A 20949-nucleotide genomic window follows, 5' to 3' on the forward strand; every position below is an offset into this window, starting at 1 on the left:
CACACCCGTCCCCTCACGACCATCCGGCGCCGCTCAGGCCGCCGCGCATGCCACCCAATGGATTGCCATCCGCGCGTCTTTCGGCAAAGAAGACAGAAATATAAAGGCGACGCGCGTTCATTCGACCGGGCCGCACAGTCAGCATACCCGGCTAAGGGAGAAACCAGACCATGACAGTGCGGCACGGATTGCTTGGAGGAACGATTCTGGCGGCGGCGTTCGCTTTCGGTTCCACCCTCTCCGTTGCCCCGGCCTTCGCCCAACCCGTCCAGGGCCTGTACGTGGCCGGCGAGGGCGGGGCCACCTTCAACCAGGACCAGCGCGTGCGCTCGTCGCCCAACTTCCCCGACGGGCGCGACCGCTACCATACCGGCGCGGTCGGCATCGGCAGCATCGGCTGGGGCCTGGGCAACGGCTTCCGGGTGGAGGTCGAGGGCAACTACCGCAATAACGGGCTCAAGAACTTCAACACCAGCGCCCTGGCCTCCAGCCATGTGGGCGGGCGGCAGCAGACCTACGGGGTCATGGCCAACGCGCTGTTCGACATGGATATCGGCAAGAGCTGGCTCTACCCCTATTTCGGCGCCGGCATCGGCTATGCTTGGCAGTCGATGAACGCCTCCGTCATGGGGCCGGGCAACAGCTTCAACCAGCAGATCGGCGGCACGTTCGGCAATTTCGCCTACCAGGGCATCTTCGGCCTCGCCTTCCCGGTACCGTGGGTCGTCGGCCTGTCGGCAACGGCGGAATACCGGTTCTGGACCATGCTCGGCCCGCAATCCCACAGCGCCACCTCGGTGGGCACGGTCGGCGGCTACGACACGTCCCGCCCCTACGGCACCGCGACGGGCAATCGCGACACCATGACCGATTTCAACCATTCGCTGATGCTCGGCCTGCGCTACGAATTCAATCCGGCCCCGCCCCCGGCCCCGCCGTCGGTCGAGCCCACGGCCCCCGCCCCTGCGCAGACCCGCACCTACCTGGTGTTCTTCGACTGGGATCAATCCGCCCTGTCCGATCGCGCCCGGGCCATCGTGGCCACGGCCGCCCAGGCCTCGACCCACACCCAGACCACGCGGATCGAGGTCAACGGCTATACCGACAATTCCGCCGCCCACCCCGGCCCGCGCGGCGCGCGCTACAACATGGCGCTGTCCCTGCGCCGCGCCCAGGCCGTGCAGGCCGAACTGATCCGCGATGGCGTCCCCGGCACCGCGATCGACCTCCACGGCTTCGGCGAGGAACACCCGCTGGTGCCCACAGGCCCGAACACCCGCGAACCCCAGAACCGCCGCGTCGAGATCATCCTGAAATAGGGCAAGTCGGCCCCTTGACCCCAATTCCATTGGGGGCCGCGCAATTTCTGGCCGTCAGCGGGGTCTGGTGAGCGAGAGTGGCCCGGCACGGGCCGCGCCCGTCGTGTGTCCGCGAGCACCGGAGCGGAGCGGCCTTGATGGCCGTGAGCACCGGAGCACAGCGGACGCGCGTCGGATCGCCGCCAGACCCCGCTGACGGCCAGAAATTCAGGTCAGGCCCGTAAAGAGCGACGTTGAAAGATACCGTTCGGCGAAGGACGGGGCGATCACGACGATCGTCTTGCCCACATGCTCCGGCAGTTCGGCCAGCTTCAGCGCCGCATGCAGCGCGGCCCCCGACGAAATCCCGATCGGCACCCCATCCAGCCGCGCACATCGCCGCGCCGCGGCGATCGCCTCGCGCTCCGACACCGTCAGCACTCCGTCCAGCGCCGGCAGGTCCAGCGTCCGGGGGCAGAACCCGGGCCCGATCCCCTGGATACCGTGCGGACCGGCCTCGTCCCCGTTCAGGATCGCGCTTTCCACCGGCTCCACGCCATAGACCGCCAGCCCGGGCTTGCGGGGCTTCAGCGCATGGGCAATGCCGCTGGCGGTGCCGCCGGTCCCCACGCCGGCCACCACGATATCCACCGCGCCCGCGGTATCGGTCCAGATCTCCTCGGCGGTGGTCAGGGCATGGATCGCGGGGTTGTCCGCATTCTCGAACTGGCGCGGCATCCAGGCATGCGGCGTCTTCTTCACGATATCCTCGGCCCGGGCGATGGCACCCGCCATGCCCAGGCGCGAGGGGGTCAGCTGCAATTCCGCGTCCAGCAGCCGCAGCATCTTGCGCCGCTCCATCGACGCCCCCTCGGGCATCGTCACGATCAGCCGATACCCGCGCGCAACGGCGACAAACGCCAGTGAAATCCCGGTATTGCCCGATGTCGGCTCCACCAGCACGGTCCGGCCGGGCGTGATGTCGCCCCGCTGCTCGGCGGCCAGCACCATGGCGGCGCCGATCCGGTCCTTGACCGACCCCAGCGGATTGAAAAACTCCAGCTTCATCAGGATTCGGCTGGCAACCTCGTCCTCGCGCATCAGGCGCGGCAGGGCGACCAGCGGCGTGCCGCCGACCGTATCCACGATCGAGTCGTACACACGCCCGCGCGGCCCGGCCAGGCCCAGATGGCCGTCCGCCGCCACTGAATGATCCATGGGTCGCTCCTTCGTTCAACGCATTGCCGCGGATTTAATCGTAATAGCTGACATAATCCATCATCACACCAAACAGAAGCGTGGATCATCGCCGCCGATCCTGCTAGCCTCACGCCCAGCGCGCGTCCGGCCGTCGGACGCACCATGAATTGCAGGGGAAATCGGGAATGCTGCTTCGGCGTGACAGGGCCATGATCGCGGTGCTCATCATGCTCGACGTCGCCTTCCATGCCGGACGCACCGGCACCGTCAGCGCCGCCGACATCGCCGAGCGCGCCGGCCTGGCCCGACGGGGGATCGAACCGCTGCTCCAGACCCTGTCGCGCTCCAGCCTGCTGGAAAGCGTGCGCGGGCCGCGCGGCGGCTACCGGCTGGGCCGCCCCCGGCGCGACATCACCGTGGCCGATATCGTCGAGGTCGCGACCGCCGACGATTCCTCGTCCGACGACGGGCCGATGGGCCAGTTGTTCACCCGCGTCATCGATCCGTGCTGGCAGAAGCTGGACGACACGGTATCGGCCCAGTGCCGCAAGCTGACCCTGGACGACCTGGTCCACCGGGCGGAATCCAGCGGCATGCGCCGCCCCCTGGCCGAGCCGATCACCTTTTCGATCTGATTTCTCCCCGCCTCATGCGGGGATTGGCGGGGGTCGAACCCCCGCCGCCCATCAGGGATGGGTGGTCGTCTTGGCGCGACGCCTGGTCGCGGTCTTGCTCGTGCTTTTCGCCGCCGCAGGGGCCGGAGTCGGCGCGGTGATCAGCGGGGTCGGCACCACCACGCCCGTCGCATCGACCGTCGCCGTCACATCCAGCGTATCGCGCGGCTGGCCGGGGCCACGGATCAGCGTCACGCCGAAATGGTCCGGCCCGGCATAGGCCGTGTTGGGCGTGTACATCACATAGGTATGATCGTTGTGATTGTACAGAAACGCCTTGCCATGCTCCGGCGCCGGCGAAACGCCGAACGAGGCATAGGCATGCTCCCCGCCCTGCTGGACCAGCACGACGCAGTTGCCGTCGTCGCTGCGCACCGCCATCGTCGTGGTCTTTTGGGCCGGCCCGGCCGACTTGACGGGGCCGACCTGGCAGACCGCCGAACGCTTCAGGTAGCCGAACGGGTCGGGCGGACCCGAGACCTGGAGCACAGGCTTGTTTTGACATCCGGCCAGCACGGCAGACGCCGCCACCAGAATTGCAGAAGACAGTCGCACGCGCACTCGTCAACTCCGCTCGCTCAAGAAACCGGCACGCTCCAGACGCGGCCGCGAATCGTCCGGCAACGCGCCAGGGCGCGACCGGGATGCACATAAAGACCCTACCCGATCCCCACGGATCGGCAATCTACGGATGGCCAGGGGCGGCAGAACGCGCCATGGTGCGACGGTCGGTCATGGCCCCAAAATTTGATTGCCAACACTCTGGTCAGGGTTATGCTGCCATTATAGAACGCTAGCAAGCCCAGTTCACATGCCGGTTCATGTCATCGACCACGACCCGGCGCAGCTTTCCGGTCGGTCGGGAGAAACCCCTATCATGACGTTTCCCATTTGGCGCGCCACGGTCGCCGGCCTGGCCCTGGCCGGCCTGCTGAACGGCCAGGCCGCATTCGCCGCCAGCGCCTGCACCTCCTCGCCTGCGCACGAGGCCTTCGACGTGCAGGGCCTGAAGAGCGAACTGATGGTGACGGCCCTGTCGTGCAACATGCAGGACCGCTACAACGCCTTCGTCGAACGCTTCCGCCCCCGCCTGCTGGACGAGGAAGGGACGCTCAACGCCTATTTCCGCACCACCTACGGCCGCGGCGCCCAGCGCGAGCATGACGACTACATCACCCAGCTCGCCAACGTGCAGTCCGAACGCGGGCTGAAGGCCGGCACCGCCTTCTGCAACCAGCGCGCGGCGATGTTCGACGAGGTCGCGGTGCTGGAAAGCGCGCAGGACCTGGCGCACTACGCCCAGGCCAAGGACATCATCCAGCCCGCGTCGTACGAGACCTGCGCAGCACCCGAACGCGTGCTGCATACCGAGGTCCGCAGCCGCTCGCGCGCCCGCGCCGCCCGCACCACCCGCAGCTGACGCGCGGCACCTGCCGGGCATGGCGCGCGACCCCGCTCACGCGCCTGCTTGACAGGGAACAGGGGCGCGGAACAAAGAACAGTCCATGAACGACGATCTCTTTTCCGCGCCGCGCCCGAAGCGGGGGCCCCGCCCCCGCCCGACCGAGGCCGCCGCGCCGGCTCCGGCCAACGCGGCCGAGGCGTACGACGCCAGCGCCATCGAGGTGCTGGAGGGGCTGGAGCCCGTACGGCGCCGCCCCGGCATGTATATCGGCGGAACGGACGAGGCCGCGTATCATCACCTGGCCGCCGAAATCCTGGACAATGCGATGGACGAGGCGGTGGCCGGCCACGCCACCACCATCGATGTCGCGCTCGACGAAGGCGACTGGCTGACCATCCGCGACAACGGGCGCGGCATTCCGGTCGACCCGCACCCCAAGTTCAAGGATCGCTCGGCCCTGGAAGTCATCCTGACCACGCTGCACGCGGGCGGGAAATTCTCTGGCAAGGCCTATGCGACATCGGGCGGCCTGCACGGCGTGGGCTCGTCGGTGGTCAACGCCCTGGCCGCGCGGATGGAGGTCGAGGTCGCGCGCGACCGCACCCTGTGGCGCCAGGCCTACGAACGCGGCCATCCGGTCACGACGCTGGAAAAGGTGGGTCCCACCCAGAACCGGCGCGGCACCCAGATCCGCTTCACCCCCGATCCGCAGATCTTCGGCCGCCTCCATTTCTCCCCGGCACGCCTGTACAAGCTCTGCCGGTCCAAGGCCTATCTCTATCGCGGCGTGACCATCCGCTGGGCCTGCGACCCGGCGCTGATCCGCGACGGCGACATCCCCGCCGAGGCCGTGCTGCATTTCCCCGGCGGCGTGGCCGACAGCCTGCGCGACGAGCTGGGCACCGCCGCCCTGCTGGCCGAAATGTGGCACGGCGACGCCGACCTGCCCGTGGGGCCCGACGGCGCCGAAACCGGGCGGATGGAATGGGCGGTGGCGTTCCTCGAATCCGGGTCGTCCAGCCTCGCCTCCTACTGCAACACCATCCCCACCCCGCAGGGCGGCACCCACGAATCCGGATTCCGCACCGCCCTGCTCAAGGGCTTCCGCGCGTGGGGCGAGCAGCGGTCGAACCGCCGCGCCTCGGCGATTGCGGCCGACGACATCATGGGCATCATCGCCGCCAAACTGTCGGTCTTCATCCGCGATCCGCAGTTCCAGGGCCAGACCAAGGAAAAGCTGACCTCGCCCGAGGCCGGCCGCCTGGTCGAGACCGCGCTGCGCGACCGGTTCGAACAATGGCTGGCCGGCCATCCGGCGCAGGCCGACAATCTGCTGGCCTTCATCATCGAACGCGCCGAGGAACGGCTGCGCCGCAAGGACCTGAAGGACACCCCGCGCAAGAGCGCCACGCGGCGCCTCCGCCTGCCGGGCAAGCTGACCGACTGCACGCGCGAAAACGCGGCCGAGACCGAGATCTTCCTGGTCGAGGGCGATTCCGCCGGCGGCTCGGCCAAGCAGGCCCGCAACCGCGAAACCCAGGCCGTCCTGCCCCTGCGCGGCAAGATCCTGAACGTCGCCAGCGCCTCGACCGAGAAGCTGCGCGCCAACCAGGAACTGCGCGATCTGGTCGAGGCCCTGGGCTGCGGCATCGGCGACCGGTTCGATGCCACGCGCCTGCGCTACGGCCGCGTCATCATCATGACCGACGCCGACGTCGACGGCGCGCATATCGCCTCGCTGCTGATGACCTTCTTCTACCGCGAACTGCCCGAGCTGATCCGCCGGGGCCATATCTACCTGGCACAGCCTCCGCTCTACCGCCTGACCCAGGGCGGCCGGACGGTCTATGCGATGGACGATGCCGACCGCGAGCGGAAGCTGAAATCCGATTTCAAGCCCAACGCCAAGGTCGAGATCTCGCGCTTCAAGGGCCTGGGCGAAATGCCGCCGGGCGACCTGAAGCAGACGACGATGGACCCCAAGAAGCGCACGCTGCTGCAGGTCGTCACCCGGCCCGAAGACCGCGCGCTGACCAGCGACCGCGTCGAACAGCTGATGGGCCGCAAGGCGGAATCGCGCTTCCAGTTCATCCAGGAACATGCCCGCCTGGTCGAAGAACTGGACGTCTGACCCCCTTGCCCGCCCCGATGCCCCCCACCCCCATGGGCAACCGATGAGCACGGCCGCCCATCCCACGGCGGCCGACGAACAGCAGCACGATCCGCTGGCCGGCATGCTGCTGGTCGTGGGCGGCATGGTCTCGTTCCAGGTGGGCGGCTCGTTCGCCAAGCTGCTGTTTCCCGTCTTCGGGCCGCTGGGCACGGTCAGCCTGCGCCTGTGGATCGCCGCCATCGTGCTCGGCCTCCTGGTCCGCCCGTGGCGCGCGGCACCCGACCGGGCCACCCTCAGGCTGGTCCTGTGGTACGGCGCCTCGATCGGGGTGATGAACCTTGCCTTCTACCTGTCGCTGGACCGCCTGCCGCTGGGCGTGGCGGTGGTGGTCGAATTCCTGGGGCCGCTGACCCTGTCCCTGTCGGGCGCCCGCCGCGCGCGCGAACTGCTGCTGTTTCCCGTCATCGTCGGGGGGCTGTACCTGCTGCTGCGCCCCGGCGCGGCCTTGGCCGGCCGCCCGCTCGACCTGCTGGGCGTGGCCTACGGGCTGATGGCCGCGGCAGCCTGGGCCGCCTATATCGTGGCCGGCGGCCGGGTCAGCCGGCGCATCGACGCGGCGCGCGCCACCGCACTTGGCCAGGCCGTGGGCGCCGTGCTGGTCACGCCGCTGATGGCGGCCACCCTGCCCGTCGCCGCCGCCCATCCCCATGCCGCCCTGCTGGCCTGCTTCGTCGCCATCCTCTCCTCTGCCCTGCCCTACACGCTGGAAATGCTGGCCATGAAGCGCCTGCACCCCCGCCAGTTCGGCATCCTCACCAGCCTCGACCCGGCCGTGGCCGCCATCATCGGCCTGCTGCTGCTGGGCGAACATCTGGCCCCCGCGCAATGGGCGGGAATCCTGTGCATCGTGCTCAGTTCGATCGCCGGCGTGCTGCTCCAGCGGCCGGGCCTTGAAGTCCCGGCGGCACTGCCCGAGGGCTGAGAGAGACAAGGGCTTTGCCCTTGACCCACCAAAGGGCATAGCCCTTTGGAAACCCATTCGTTATCAGATCGTTGGGCGTCGGCACTCCTCACTGCGCCGGGATCGCGATAGGGTCGCAACGATCGGACAGCGAGGGGAGCGAGACATGACGGACCGCCTGGTCTTCTACAGCCGGATGGACAATCCCGAGCCCTGGCGCGCCGCCCTGCGCACGGCCTTGCCCGACCTGGCATTCGACCTGGCCGACTTCGTCACCGACCCCACCGGGATACGCTACGCCCTGGTCTGGAACGCACCGCAGGGCTTCTTCGCCCGCTTCCCCGACCTGCAGATGATCGTCAGCCTCGGCGCCGGGGTGGACGCGCTGGTGGCGCGCGACGACCTGCCCCCCGGCGTGGTCATCACGCGACTGCAAGACCCGATGATGTCGCGGATGATGGCCAGCTACGTCCTGTTCGCCACCCTGCGCATGGCCCGCGACATTCCGGCGTTCGAGGCCGCGCAACGCCAGCGTCGCTGGACCTTCGTCGAACCCCGCCCCCTCTCGCACACCCGCGTCGGCATCATGGGGCTGGGCGAGTTGGGACTGTTCGCGGCACGCGAATGCGCGCGCCAGGGCTTCACGGTCAGCGGCTGGTCGCGCAGCCCGAAATCGGAACCCGGCATCGCCTGCCATGCCGGAATGGACAGCCTGCCCGCCTTCCTGGCCGGATGCGACATCCTGGTCTGCATGCTGCCCCAGACGCCGCAGACCGTCGGCCTGCTGAACGCCGAGCGCCTGGCAATGCTGCCGCAGGGCGCAGGCTTCATCAACGTCGCCCGCGGCGCCATCGTCGATCAGCAGGCCCTGCTCGCCGCCCTGCGCTCGGGCCGGATCGGCCAGGCCACGCTGGATGTCTGCACCCCCGAACCCCTGCCAGATGACCACCCGCTCTGGACCCTGGACAATGTGCTGATCACACCGCACGTCGCCTCGGTCGCCCTTCCGGACTCCGCCGCGCCACAGGTGGCCGAAAATATCCGCCGCCTGCGTGCCGGCCTGCCCGCGCACGATCCCGTCGACATCGCACGCGGCTACTGAGCAGGCCGCAAGGGCGTCGCGGCACCCGTCCGCCACGGGCCTGTGGCATTCACAGCACAGGCCCGTGGCGGCCATGAAGATCGAAAAAAAAGCCACCCTTTTTTCAATAAAAATTCGTTCACAAATTTCCCTGACAGTTCAATTAGATTTCTAAAATTTTAATCTTCCGCATTTCGCCGGGTGCAGACCTGCGTCTGCCGCCGGGCATCCATGTTGCAGATGGGCAACATAATGCAAGAAATCCGTAACAGGCAGTCCACGGGCGGTCGACAGGTCCGTTCCGATCATGTGTAATTTTTATTAACGCGCCGTAACAGGGCAATGACACATGCAACAGGGAGCCCTACGCGACATCGCAATCACCGGAAATCCGGAACGAGATGGGACGTGGCCGACCGTCGAATCCGACAGGATCTTTACGATTCTGACAGATTCTTCGGTCGAAATGCCTGGCATGGCCCTTGGCGCCGAATTCTTGTCGAGACACTAGCTTACAAATCTTCACGTCAATCTCCTGGAGAAATTCATGGGCGATCGCCAGATAAAGCCGACGACCGCACGAACACTTCGCCGAAAGAACGTTCTTCTTCTCGCCTTCACGGCCATGAGCGGGGTGATGTACTCCTCCGCTTTCGCCCAGACGGCGGAAACGGCGACCCACACAACCCGCAAGCCCCATGTCCGGACGACCAAATCGGCCAAGGCCGTGAAGGCGACCCCGGTCACGGCAGCGCCGGCCGCGGCGGCTCCTGCCGTCGTCGCGCCGGTCGTGGCCCCGGCAAGCCGCAACGCTTCGGTGCTCTCGGCCGCGGCCGCCGCGCCGGAAGCCCCGTCGCAGGCCGAGTCGATCATGGTCACGGGCTCGCTGTTCCGCGACCCGAACACGACCAGCGCCTCGCCGATCACGCACATCACGGCGAAAGACCTCCAGCAGCGCGGCATCAAGACGGTGACCGACGCCCTGCAGCTTCTGTCGTCGAACGGCGCGGGCAACCTGACCAACGCCTGGTCGGCCGGCGGTGGCTTCGCGGCCGGTGCCTCGGCGCCGTCGCTGCGCGGCCTCAGCACCGACTCGACCCTGGTGCTGATGGACGGCCAGCGCCTGTCCTACTACCCGCTGGCGGATGACGGCGAGCGCAACTTCGTCGACACCAACTGGATGCCGCAATCCATCATGCAGTCGGTCGACGTCATGCAGGATGGCGGCTCGGCCACCTACGGCGCCGACGCGGTCGCGGGCGTGGTCAACATGATCACCCGCAAGGAAATCCAGGGCTTCGAAGGCAATGCCGAAGGCGGCCTGACCCAGCGCGGCGATGCCGGCCACCAGCGCCTCTACGCCACCTACGGCCATGGCGACCTGGCGCGTGACGGCTACAATTTCTACGTCAACTCGGAATACCAGCAGGACGATCCGCTCTATTATCGTCAGCTCGGCTATCCGTACAAGAGCGGCGACCTGACCGGTATCGGCGGTACCAACGGCAACGACAACATCCAGTCGGGCAGTTCGATTGCCAATTTCACCCCGTCGACGGTGGCGATCGCCCGTCCGGTCGACGGCTCGGGCACGGCAACAGGTCCGTGGCAGCTGCTGAATCAGTCGGCCGGATGCAACAGCCTGGGCGGCATCGTGGCGACCGGGACGGTCTCCGGCACACCTGGCGTCAGCCAGGCCTGCACCATGAACTCGCAGAAGTTCGCCCAGGTCGCCCCCGACCTGCGCCGCGTCAGCGCAACCGCGCACTTCACCGCGAACGTGACCGAGCGTTCACAGCTGGTCGCGATGTTCACGTGGTCGCAGGCCCGTTCGATCATCACCGGCACGCCGTACGGCACCTATGGCGGTTCGTCCTATACCCAGGCCGACCTCGCGACGGCGCAGAACACCTATGAGCCGGTCTACCTGGCAAACGGGTCGCTGAATCCCAACAACCCGTACGCGGCCCAGGGCGAGGAAGCGCAGATCGCCTCCCGTTTCAGCGATCTGCTCCCGACGACGACCGAGACCAGCCAGAACTTCCGCGGCTCGGTCCGTTATTCCGGCTGGGCACCGTCCAACTGGGGTTCCGACTGGAACTACGACGTCAATTTCGTCGGCATGAACACGCTGCTGAACCAGACGATCACGGGCGTGCCGACGATCAACGGTATCGAGAACGCGATCAGCAGCGGCAGCTACAATTTCGTCGATCCGTCGCAGAACTCGCAGGCGGTCCTGAATTCGATCGCACCGCGCAACGTGATGAACGCGCGGACGCAGGAATATTCGGGCGAAATGTCGGCCAGCAAGGGCCTGTTCCGCCTGCCGGGCGGCATGGCCAAGCTGGCGATCGGCGGCAACATCCGTTATGAAGCGCTGAACGATCCCAACGCCAACCCGCTGAACCCCGACGACCCGGGCGCGCAGTACACCAGCTACATCAACCCGGTGAACGCGCGGGGCAGCCGCTGGGTCGAATCCGGCTTCTTCGAGGTCAATCTTCCGTTCGTGAAGATGCTGAACGTCGACGTCTCGGGCCGTTACGACAACTACTCCGAAGGCTTCAGCCACTTCTCGCCGAAGGTCGGCGTGCAGTTCAAGCCGGTCGACAAATTCACCCTGCGCGGCACCTTCTCGAACGGCTTCCGCGTTCCCAGCTTCGCTGAAACCGGCGGGTCGAATATCGGCTACACCCCCTACACGCCCACGAACGCCGCCTTCATCAACCAGCATCTCAACGCGGACGGCACGAAGGACAATTACGCGCAGAACTACTATCTGGGCGTGAACACCTCGGGCAATCCGGACCTGAAGCCGGAAACCTCGGTCAACTTCTCCGGCGGCCCGATCTTCCGCCCGACCAAGTGGCTGACCCTGAGCGCGGACTATTATTACATTCGCAAGAACCACTACATCGCGCCGAACCCGGTGCAGTATGATGTCGTGGCCGAGGATTATCTGTCCGGCGCGGCTCTTCCCGCCGGCGTGACGGTCACGCCGAGCCCGGCCGATCCGCTGCATCCCAACGCGCAGCCCAGCCCCGGCATCATCAACCTGGGTTACGTCAACACCAACAAGCTGGTCACCGACGGTTTCGACCTGTCGATCGAAATCAATACCCAACTGCCGGGCTTCCTGCATGAGGTGCATTGGTACAGCAAGGGCAACGCGACCTTTGTCGACAAGATGAACCTGACCAACCCGGACGGTTCGGTGTACCGTTATGCCGGAACCCTGGGTCCGTACCTGGCGGTTTCCGCGTCGGGCACGCCGAAGTGGCGCGCCAACTGGTCCAACACCTTCTCCTGGAAGAAGCTGTCGGTTACCCCGACCGTCTATTACACCAGCGGCTACAAGACGACGGCCGAGGATTACACGGGCTCCGGCACGGCCAACAATTGCGCCGACGCCCAGCTCTCCAGCTCGTTCGTCCCGACGGGCCAGTGCAAGGTCAAAGGCTGGTGGGATGTCGACCTGACGGTCAACTACCAGATCAGCCCGCGCTGGGGCGTCTATGCCAACGTCTACAACCTGCTGGGCTTCCGGGCGCCGTACGATTTCGGCACCTATGGCGGCTATCTCTACAACTCTTCCTGGTCGCAGAACGGCGTCGTCATGCGCTCGTTCCAGTTCGGCGTGAACGTCAAGCTCTGACGAAACCCGACGTCGAAGGGGGGTGGTCTTCTGGACCACCCCCTTTTTTTTGCGACCTGCCCCACGGCCGGCAATCCTCGCACACCGGACGATCACGCATCCGGTTGATTTGCCTTACGCATCGGGCAGAGGAACAATAGCGACCGGACACCCTCATTCACGGTCCACCACACCGGAGCTTCCGTATGAACGTCAGACCCGCCATCGCCACGCTTCTACTGGCGAGCACGGCCCTGCTGTCAGGCCCTGCCCTGGCCGAATCCCCCTTCGATTTCGCGCACGCGCCGGGACAATTGCCCAAGGATGTCGTGCCCGGCGCCTATCGGATCAACATCGTCACCGACCTCAAGCGCCTGTCCCTGACCGGGCATGAAGACATCGACGTCACCGTCACCGCACCCACCGCCAGCATCACGCTGAACCAGGCGGGCCTGACGCTGACATCGGCCACGCTCGACGGCACGCCGGCCAGGATCGCGCAGGACGACAAGGCGCAGACGGCAACGCTGACCCTGCCGCAGCCCATGACCACCGGCCCGCACAAGCTGGCGATCGTCTATCGCGGCCCCATTCCGGCCACGCCGAACGGCATCTATTACGACGATTACCGCACCACCGACGGCAAGCAGCACCGCATGCTGGTGACGCAGTTCGAGGTCGCGGACGCCCGCCGCATGTTCCCCGGTTGGGACGAGCCCGCCTTCAAGGCGACCTTCCAGCTGACGGCGACCCTGCCGGCCAACCTCACCGCCATCAGCAACATGCCGATCGAATCGTCGACGCCGGCCGGCGCCCATGCCAAGCGGGTGGTCTTCGGCACGTCCCCCCGCATGTCCACCTACCTTCTGGCCCTGGTGGCCGGCGACATGAAGGCGGTCAGCGGCAAGGGCGGCGACACCCCGATCAACGTCTACGCCCCCACCGGCGAGCAGGAGCAGGGACGGTACGCGCTGGCCGCGGCCTCGCAGATCCTGCCGTACTACAATGACTATTTCGGCGTCGCCTATCCGCTGCCCAAGATGGACCTGATCGCCATTCCCGGAAATTACGAGGCCGGGGCGATGGAAAACTGGGGCGCCATCACCTTCATCGACGACGACCTGCTGTTCGACCCCAAGACCAGCGCCCCCACGACGCAGGAAGCCGTCTATATCGTCGTGGCGCATGAAATGGCCCACCAATGGTCGGGCGACCTGGTGACGATGGGCTGGTGGGACAATATCTGGCTCAACGAAGGGTTCGCCACCTGGATGGAGACCAAGGCCACCGACCATTTCAACCCGACCTGGCAGATGTGGCCGCGCCAGCATTACGAGCGCGAACAGGCGATGGCGCAGGATGCGCATCCGACCACCCACCCGATCCAGCAGGTGATCCACGACGTCAGCGAGGCCGACACCGCCTTCGACCGGATCAGCTACCAGAAGGGCGAGCAGGTCATCCGCATGGTCGAGGACTGGCTGGGTCCCGACATCTTCCGTGACGGCATGCGCACCTACATGAAGGCCCACGCCTACGGCAACACCACCAGCGCCGACCTGTGGGCCGCGCTGTCGCAGGTCTCGCACCAGGACGTGGCGACCGTCGCCCGCAGCTTCACCGAACAGCCGGGCATCCCGCTGGTCACCATCGGCCGACGCTGCGAAGCCGGCAAGACGACCCTGACGCTGACCGAGGGCCGCTTCGCCATCAGCGACCCCAATCCGCTGCCCGCGCGCTGGAACATCCCCGTCACCGTCGGCGGCCCCGGCGCCCCCACCCAGCGCGTCATCCTGACATCCGACAAGCCCGCACACCTCACCTTCGCCGGCTGCGACCAGGCGCTGAAGGCCAACCCGGGCGAAAACGGCTATTATCGCACCGCCTACGACGCCGCGTCGCTCGCGGCCCTGGGCAAGGCATTCGGCCAGCTCAGCGCCGTCGACCGCGCCAACCTGCTGGGCGACCAGTACGCGCTGTTCCAGGCCGGCCTGGCCCCGCTTTCCACCTGGCTGAACCTGGTCGCCGCCCTGCCCGCGACGCACGAGGACAATATCGCCGTCTGGCAGGACACGATCGCCCATCTGAGGGAGCTGGATACGATGGAGCGCGGCACCCCGTCGCGGCCCGCGTTCCATGCATTCGCCCGTGCCCTGCTGGGCCCGCAGATGGCACGCCTGGGCTGGACGCCGCGCGCGGATGAATCCTTCCTCGACACGCTGCTGCGTCCGCAGGTGATCTCGGCCCTGGGCCTGTTTGACGACCCGGCGGTCATCAGCGGCGCACAGGCACGCTTCGCAGCCTATGTGAAAGACCCCGCCAGCCTGCCGGCCAGCCTGGTCGACCCGGTCACGTCCGTCGCCGGCCGGCACGCCGACGCCGCGACTTATGCCACCCTGGCCAAAATGCTGCGCACCGCCACCAGCACCGAGGACAAGCTGCGCTTCTTCAACGCGCTGGCGGCGGCGCATGATCCGGCGCTGATCCGCCAGACCGTGCAGATCGCCTATAGCGGCGTCATTCCCAACGGCCGCGTCGCCCGCTCGCTGGCCCGCGTGGCGGCCTCCAGCGACAATCCCGACCTGGTCTGGTCGCTGGTGCAGGAGCCGCAGACCCAGAAGCAGATCCGCGCGCGCCTGGCCCCGTGGTCGCAGTCCGCGCTCCTGCCGGCCATTGCGTCGCACTCGATCAACCCGGACGTCGCCAGGGCGCTGGCCGCCGACCCGTCGGCCACGGCCTCGACCGGCGCCAAAATCGAGGCACACAAGGCCACGGACCTGATCGCGGCCAATGCCGCCATCGCGGCCCGGGCCCAGGCCGACCTGACCCCCTGGCTGGCGGCCCTGTCGCACTGATACCGCCGGAGCATTTCACCCGATCGTTTCAGGCCGGCGGGGCCTGAAACGATCGCCTCCGGCAAGATCATTTCCGGGTGCGATCGATCGCACCCCTGATCCACCGCCGGGGCCTCGTTCGCCCGCACCGATTCGCGAACAACGCCCCGGCGCGTTTTCTTCCAGGCCCTTTCAGAAATCCCGCCGCGGCAGCACCATGCTTCCGCACATCACCAGCCGTCTGAAACAGCCCCCCTCCTCGCGACGTGAAAACACGGGACCGGACGCCTGCTCCGCCTACCCGCACGGCCTGTCCACGTCCCACGGTCCTGCCGCCCGTCGGCCGGCCGCCGCCGCCATCCCGGAAAGACGGGGGCGCCATTGCCTCACCCCCAAGGGACAGCACAAAAAAGAAAGAATTGACAAAAACAGAGCCATGAAAAGATCGCAAGCCGGCTCATTAAGGTAATTTTATTACATCCCACGCCGCATCTGTTCTGTTCCGAGCAAAAAACGAGACCCCGCCGGACAGAAGAACGCATGTTGCGCCAATGCAACATAACGTACGAAATTCGTTACAAACTGAATGGAACAGTCGACAGAACCGTTGCGTTTATGCCTATTTTGTTACCGCTATGTAATAGGAAGTTAAGCATGGGTTCTCGGCATCATGGGGTGGATGATCGTAATGCACGGCGCTTCGGCACCGGGCGGATCATCATGCGCTTCTGTCAGGGCCATGCCACACCGGGGCACCAGGACCTGGCACAATCGGGCCGATGTCCGCACCGGCCCTGATGGCTGAAAAGCATTACAAAAACTACATGACGTAACGGTGCTTAATCGCCCGGTCATCATGCTTTTTTGTAATTCTTTGACAAGGTCAATCATTCACGACGTGGAATGAAAAGCCCGGCCGGAGCATGCCGGATACGGGCTGCCTCCGGTGCTCTCCCTGTTACATGTAAATAAAAATCGTTCCGACATCAATTAGATCGGAACATCTTCCCTCCCAAGCACTTAACCGATCCTGGAGAAATTCATGGGCGATCGCCGAGCCAAGCAGACGACACCCCGAACTTTTCGAAGCAAGAACATTCTTCTCCTTGCCTTCACGGCCATGAGCGGAATGGTGTGCACCCCCGTCTTCGCCGAAGGCACAGCGGCGGCGACGCAGACGCACCGCAAGCATCACGTCAAGACGACGAAGGCAACAAAGGCCGCAACCCCGGCCACGGTCCCCGTGGCCGCCAGCCCGGCCGTCACCGCCACGGCGGCGGCGCCGAACACCGCGATCGTGGCCCAGACATCGACCGCCCCGATCGCCACGACCCCGTCGGAAGCCGAAAACGTGGTGGTGACGGGCTCGCTGATCCGCGACCCGAACTTCCGCAGCGCCTCCCCCATGACGCATCTGACGTCCCGGGACCTGCGGCAGCGCGGCATCACCACGGCGTCCCAGGCCCTGGCGCAGCTTGCCTCCAACGGTTCGGGCAACCTGCCGGCCAACTTCTCGGCCAACGGCGCCTTCGCGGCCGGCGCCACCGCGCCGTCGCTGCGCGGCCTGACGACGGACTCGACCCTGGTCCTCATGGACGGCCAGCGCCTAGCCTACTATCCGCTTTCCGATGACGGCGAACGCAACTTCGTCGACAGCAACTGGATCCCGATGTCGATCATGGAGACGATCGACGTCCAGAAGGACAGCGCCTCGGCCACCTACGGCGCCGACGCCGTCGCGGGCGTGATCAACTTCATCACCCGCAAGCAGATCAAGGGCTTCGAAGCCAATGCCGAAGGCGGCCTGAGCGGCCAGGGCGATTCGGGCCACCAGCGCCTCTACGCCACCTACGGCCATGGCGACCTCGACCGCGACAACTACAATTTCTACATCAACGCCGAGTACCAGAACGACGACATGCTGCTCAACTCGCAGCGTGGCTATCCCTACAACACGGGCGACCTGACCGGGATCGGCGGCTACAACGCCAACCCCAACGCGGTCCAGGCCGACGGCTCGGTCACGGGCATCGGCGCGACCACGACCGCACTCGTCCGGCCGGTGTCGGTCAGTTCCAGCGGCACGCTGACGCCTCTCGGCGGCCTCCAGCCTCTCGGCGGCAGCTGCGGCAACCTGACCGCGCACAACGTGCCGGCAGGCGCGTTCCCCGGCAGCACCGGCGCGTTCGCAAACAGCATCTGCGAGCAGAACGTCGTCGGCAATTACAAGGTGATCGCCCCGGAAGACCGCCGCATCAGCACGACGGCGCACTTCACCGTGCGTCCGTGGGAGCGGGCGGAACTGACGGGTATGTTCACCTACTCGCAGAACCAGAACTACAACACTGCCACCCCGGTCAGCATCCGTTCGCAGAGCCGCTCGGGCGATATCAGCTTCGCCAACATCACGCTGCCGGCGCTGCTGTCCAACGGGCAGCTCAACCCCAACAACCCGTACGCCGCGCAAGGGCAGGCCGCCCAGATCTATTATCTGTTCGGCGACATGCTCCCCACCGCCACCCAGTTCAACCAGGCCTATCGCGGCTCGGTCCATCTTTCGGGCTGGGAGCCGTCGAACTGGGGTTCGGACTGGAAATACAACGCGTCATTCGTGGGCATGACCGACGACCTGGCCGTTGTCCGGACCGGCTACCCGATCTTCAGCCGCGTCCAGCAGGCCATCAACGACGGCAGCTACAATTTCGTCGATCCGTCGATGAACTCGGCCGCCATCCGCAACTGGATCGCGCCGCGGTCGACGCAGCACTCGGATTCGTCGGAATATTCGGGTGAACTGACCCTGCAGAAGGGCCTGTTCAAGCTGCCGGGCGGCATGGTCAACCTCGTCGTCGGCGGCAACATCCGCTACGAATCGCTGAACAACCCCAGCGCCAACCCCGACGACCCGAACGACCCCAGCGCCCAGTACATGGGTATCAACGGCTTCTACGCGAAGGGCAGCCGCTGGGTGGAATCCGGTTTCTTCGAAACCTATATTCCGTTCGTGAAGTATTTCAGCGCCGACGTGTCCGGCCGCTATGACAATTACTCGGTCGGCTACAACCGCTTCTCGCCCAAGGTCGAAGCCCTGATCAAGCCGATCAAGGAATTCACGCTGCGCGGCACCTTCTCCAAGGGCTTCCGCGTACCCAGCTTCGCCGAAACCAACAGCCAGACGGTCGGCTACGTCACGGACACGCCGTCCAGCCATTCCTACACGTCCGCCTTCCTCGCCCAGCATCAGAATGCCGCAGGCACGGGCCCCGACGCCTATGCGCAGGCGTACAGCCTGGCGCTGAACACGGTCGGCAACCCCAACGTCAAGCCGGAACTGTCGACCAGCTTCACCGGGGGCGCCGTCGTCCAGCCGACACGCTGGATGAATCTGAGCGTTGACTACTATTACATCAAGAAAACAAACTACATCACGACAGCGAACCAATCGACAGCCCTGGAAGCCTATTACACCGGCTCTCCCATGCCGTCGGGCATTTCGGTCATCCCGGACGTCGCCGATCCGGATCACCCGGACGCGACACCCCGCGCGGGCATCGTCAATCTCGGCTATATCAATGGCGCGACCCTCGTGACCGATGGTATCGACCTCGCCCTGGATGCCAACATCCCGCTGCCGGGCAAGCTGTCGAAGATCAAGTGGTACAGCAAGGGAGAGGCCACCTATATCTTCCGGTATAACGTTACCTATCCGGGCCTCGGCACCGAACGTTTTGCGGGCACCCTTGGGCCGGCCAACACGACTTCGGCCTCGGGAACGCCCCGCTGGCGCGCCAACTGGGCCAATACCTTCACCTATGACAAATTGTCGCTGACGACGACTGTCTATTACACCAGCGGCTACAAGCTGACGGCAGAAGACGCTACGGGACCCAACACCCGCAACGACTGCTCGCAGGCGCAAACAGGGTTCGCGGGCGAAACGACCCTGGATGGCAACCCCCTCCGGTGCAACGCCCCCAGCTTCTGGGACGTGGACCTGACACTGGCCTACCGTATCAACAATCGCTTCTCGGTCTATGCCAACATGTACAATGTCGGCAACTGGAAGCCGGCGCTGGATCTCGGCACCTATGGCGGGTACCTGTACAACCCGTCCTGGTCCGCCGCCGGCATGCTCGGCCGCGCCTTCCGCTTCGGCGTCAACGTGACGCTCTGATCACACGAACATCTGGGGGGTGGTCCTGCGGGACCACCCTTTTTTTGACCGGAAAATGCCGCCTCGCGGCATGGCCATGCCTTTGGGGTCTCTCCATCCCGTTTCCCAAAGCGTGGCACAGCCCGCCCGGCTAAGGGGACCAACCGCTGAAGTGCCGCCGCGTCAGCGAGAAACCGCCCCGCCCGGCAGAACAGCCGATATCAATCGGCGCCGAACACATCCCGCGTGAAAAGCCTGTCCTCGACATCGGCGAGTTCCGGCGCGTGCCGGTTCGCCACGATCACGTCGCAAACCGCCTTGAACTCCGCCAGATCCCCGACGACGCGCGAGTTGAAGAAACTGTCCTCGCTCAGGGCAGGCTCATAGACGACAACTTCGATCCCCTTGGCCTTGACGCGCTTCATGATCCCCTGAATCGCGCTCTGGCGGAAATTATCCGATCCGGCCTTCATCACCAGGCGATAGATACCAACCACTTTCGGCTTCAGCGCGATGATCCGCTCCGCCAGGAAGTCCTTGCGGGTGCGGTTGGCATCGACCACCGCCGAGATCAGATTCTGCGGTACCTGGTCGTAATTGGCGAGCAACTGCTTCGTATCCTTGGGCAGGCAGTAACCGCCATAGCCCAGGGACGGGTTGTTGTAATGCTGCCCGATACGCGGGTCGAGGCACACCCCATCGATGATCTGGCGCGAGTCCAGGGTGCGGGAAAGCGCGTAGCTGTCCAGCTCGTTGAAGAAGGCCACCCGCAGCGCAAGATAGGTATTGGCAAACAGCTTGATGGCCTCGGCTTCGGACGGATCGGTGAGAAGGACGGAAATGTCCTTCTTCATCGCCCCTTCGATCAGCAGATCCGCAAAGCGGCGCGCGCGGGCGCTACGCTCTCCCACGATGATGCGCGAGGGATACAGATTGTCGTAAAGCGCGCGCCCTTCCCGCAGGAACTCGGGCGAGAAGATCACCTGGTCGGTCCCCATCCGCGACCGGATGGCCTCGATAAAGCCCACCGGTATCGTCGACTTGATAACAATGGTTGCCGATCGGTTCAGCGCGATGACCTCGGAGATCACCCCCTCCACCGACGATGTGTCGAAATGGCTGGTTTCGGTATTGTAGTTCGTGGGGGTCGCGACGATAACGAAATCGGCATCGCGATAGGCCTCGGCGGAATCGGTCGTCGCCGTCAGCGAAAGCCGCGCGTTGGCCAGAAACTCCTCCATCTCCCTGTCGATGATCGGCGACTGGCGTGCGTTCACCTTCTCGACCCGCGCGGCACTGATGTCGACCGCCGTCACATCATGGTGCTGCGCCAGAAGAACGGCATTCGACAAACCGACATATCCAAGCCCCGCGACCGCGATCTTCATATAGTCCTCGATTCGTCAATCCATGCTGTCCACGAGCCGGATGATGACCTGCTGGGGAACTTTCATCCAACTGAACGTGGAGCCTCAGGGAAGTTAAGCTCTTGGTTGCAGGGTCTGCAACAGGGCCGGGGATCGCAACCCCGAACGGGCGGGGGTCCGGAAACCCAGGGTCGAATGCAACCCGATAATATTATGATCGGTTTTC

Annotated in this window: 12 protein-coding genes; 9 read left to right on the top strand and 3 right to left on the bottom strand. The window is 65.6% G+C overall.

Annotated elements, in window-relative coordinates:
* The first annotated feature begins 170 nt into the window (after window positions 1–170).
* Complete coding sequence (locus HLH27_RS15465; protein ID WP_182950940.1) at window positions 171–1319, top strand: OmpA family protein; 1149 nt, start codon at window positions 171–173, stop codon at window positions 1317–1319.
* A gap of 207 nt (window positions 1320–1526) precedes the next feature.
* On the opposite strand, the gene cysK is transcribed toward HLH27_RS15465, so the two are convergent.
* Window positions 1527–2516, bottom strand: coding sequence for a cysteine synthase A (cysK, locus tag HLH27_RS15470; RefSeq protein WP_182950941.1), 990 nt, complete (start codon window positions 2514–2516; stop codon window positions 1527–1529).
* A 167-nt stretch (window positions 2517–2683) separates the two neighbouring features.
* Here cysK and HLH27_RS15475 point away from each other — a divergent pair, with 167 nt between their 5' ends.
* A complete protein-coding gene (locus HLH27_RS15475; RefSeq protein ID WP_182950942.1) occupies window positions 2684–3133 on the top strand; it encodes an RrF2 family transcriptional regulator in 450 nt (149 codons plus the stop codon).
* A gap of 51 nt (window positions 3134–3184) precedes the next feature.
* On the opposite strand, the gene HLH27_RS15480 is transcribed toward HLH27_RS15475, so the two are convergent.
* Window positions 3185–3727 (bottom strand): hypothetical protein, encoded by a 543-nt coding sequence (locus tag HLH27_RS15480; RefSeq protein ID WP_338029930.1) that lies wholly within the window; start codon window positions 3725–3727, stop codon window positions 3185–3187.
* A 322-nt stretch (window positions 3728–4049) separates the two neighbouring features.
* Between HLH27_RS15480 and HLH27_RS15485 the strand changes: the two genes are divergently transcribed.
* The 7 genes from HLH27_RS15485 (at window position 4050) to HLH27_RS15515 (ending at window position 19377) form a co-directional block, all read left to right on the top strand.
* Window positions 4050–4592, top strand: a complete 543-nt coding sequence (locus tag HLH27_RS15485; protein ID WP_182950944.1) for a hypothetical protein — start codon at window positions 4050–4052, stop codon at window positions 4590–4592.
* Window positions 4593–4677: 85 nt separating this feature from the next.
* Window positions 4678–6708, top strand: a complete 2031-nt coding sequence (gene parE / locus HLH27_RS15490; RefSeq protein WP_182950945.1) for a DNA topoisomerase IV subunit B — start codon at window positions 4678–4680, stop codon at window positions 6706–6708.
* A 43-nt stretch (window positions 6709–6751) separates the two neighbouring features.
* The gene (locus HLH27_RS15495; protein WP_182950946.1) at window positions 6752–7672 is read left to right on the top strand and encodes an EamA family transporter; all 921 of its coding nucleotides are present in this window, start codon (window positions 6752–6754) and stop codon (window positions 7670–7672) included.
* 145 nt (window positions 7673–7817) lie between these two features.
* A complete protein-coding gene (locus HLH27_RS15500; RefSeq protein WP_182950947.1) occupies window positions 7818–8753 on the top strand; it encodes a 2-hydroxyacid dehydrogenase in 936 nt (311 codons plus the stop codon).
* Window positions 8754–9369: 616 nt separating this feature from the next.
* The gene (locus HLH27_RS15505) at window positions 9370–12390 is read left to right on the top strand and encodes a TonB-dependent receptor plug domain-containing protein (protein ID WP_338029931.1); all 3021 of its coding nucleotides are present in this window, start codon (window positions 9370–9372) and stop codon (window positions 12388–12390) included.
* A 185-nt stretch (window positions 12391–12575) separates the two neighbouring features.
* The gene (locus tag HLH27_RS15510; RefSeq protein ID WP_182950949.1) at window positions 12576–15224 is read left to right on the top strand and encodes a M1 family metallopeptidase; all 2649 of its coding nucleotides are present in this window, start codon (window positions 12576–12578) and stop codon (window positions 15222–15224) included.
* A gap of 1108 nt (window positions 15225–16332) precedes the next feature.
* A complete protein-coding gene (locus HLH27_RS15515) occupies window positions 16333–19377 on the top strand; it encodes a TonB-dependent receptor plug domain-containing protein (RefSeq protein ID WP_182950950.1) in 3045 nt (1014 codons plus the stop codon).
* 200 nt (window positions 19378–19577) lie between these two features.
* On the opposite strand, the gene HLH27_RS15520 is transcribed toward HLH27_RS15515, so the two are convergent.
* Window positions 19578–20744 carry a nucleotide sugar dehydrogenase gene (locus HLH27_RS15520; RefSeq protein ID WP_182950954.1) on the bottom strand — a complete coding sequence of 389 codons (1167 nt, stop codon included), beginning with the start codon at window positions 20742–20744 and terminating at the stop codon, window positions 19578–19580.
* Between the last annotated feature and the right edge of the window lie 205 nt (window positions 20745–20949).

It is taken from the genome of Gluconacetobacter takamatsuzukensis (genome assembly GCF_014174275.1).
GTDB lineage: Bacteria > Pseudomonadota > Alphaproteobacteria > Acetobacterales > Acetobacteraceae > Gluconacetobacter > Gluconacetobacter takamatsuzukensis.

Coding starts and splice junctions, on each gene's coding strand:
- HLH27_RS15495 (WP_182950946.1), top strand. CDS start 6,752: ATGAGCACGGCCGCCCATCCCACGGCGGCCGACGAACAGCAGCACGAT.
- HLH27_RS15520 (WP_182950954.1), bottom strand. CDS start 20,744: ATGAAGATCGCGGTCGCGGGGCTTGGATATGTCGGTTTGTCGAATGCC.
- HLH27_RS15505 (WP_338029931.1), top strand. CDS start 9,370: ATGTACTCCTCCGCTTTCGCCCAGACGGCGGAAACGGCGACCCACACA.
- HLH27_RS15510 (WP_182950949.1), top strand. CDS start 12,576: ATGAACGTCAGACCCGCCATCGCCACGCTTCTACTGGCGAGCACGGCC.
- parE (WP_182950945.1), top strand. CDS start 4,678: ATGAACGACGATCTCTTTTCCGCGCCGCGCCCGAAGCGGGGGCCCCGC.
- HLH27_RS15485 (WP_182950944.1), top strand. CDS start 4,050: ATGACGTTTCCCATTTGGCGCGCCACGGTCGCCGGCCTGGCCCTGGCC.
- cysK (WP_182950941.1), bottom strand. CDS start 2,516: ATGGATCATTCAGTGGCGGCGGACGGCCATCTGGGCCTGGCCGGGCCG.
- HLH27_RS15465 (WP_182950940.1), top strand. CDS start 171: ATGACAGTGCGGCACGGATTGCTTGGAGGAACGATTCTGGCGGCGGCG.
- HLH27_RS15475 (WP_182950942.1), top strand. CDS start 2,684: ATGCTGCTTCGGCGTGACAGGGCCATGATCGCGGTGCTCATCATGCTC.
- HLH27_RS15500 (WP_182950947.1), top strand. CDS start 7,818: ATGACGGACCGCCTGGTCTTCTACAGCCGGATGGACAATCCCGAGCCC.
- HLH27_RS15515 (WP_182950950.1), top strand. CDS start 16,333: ATGGTGTGCACCCCCGTCTTCGCCGAAGGCACAGCGGCGGCGACGCAG.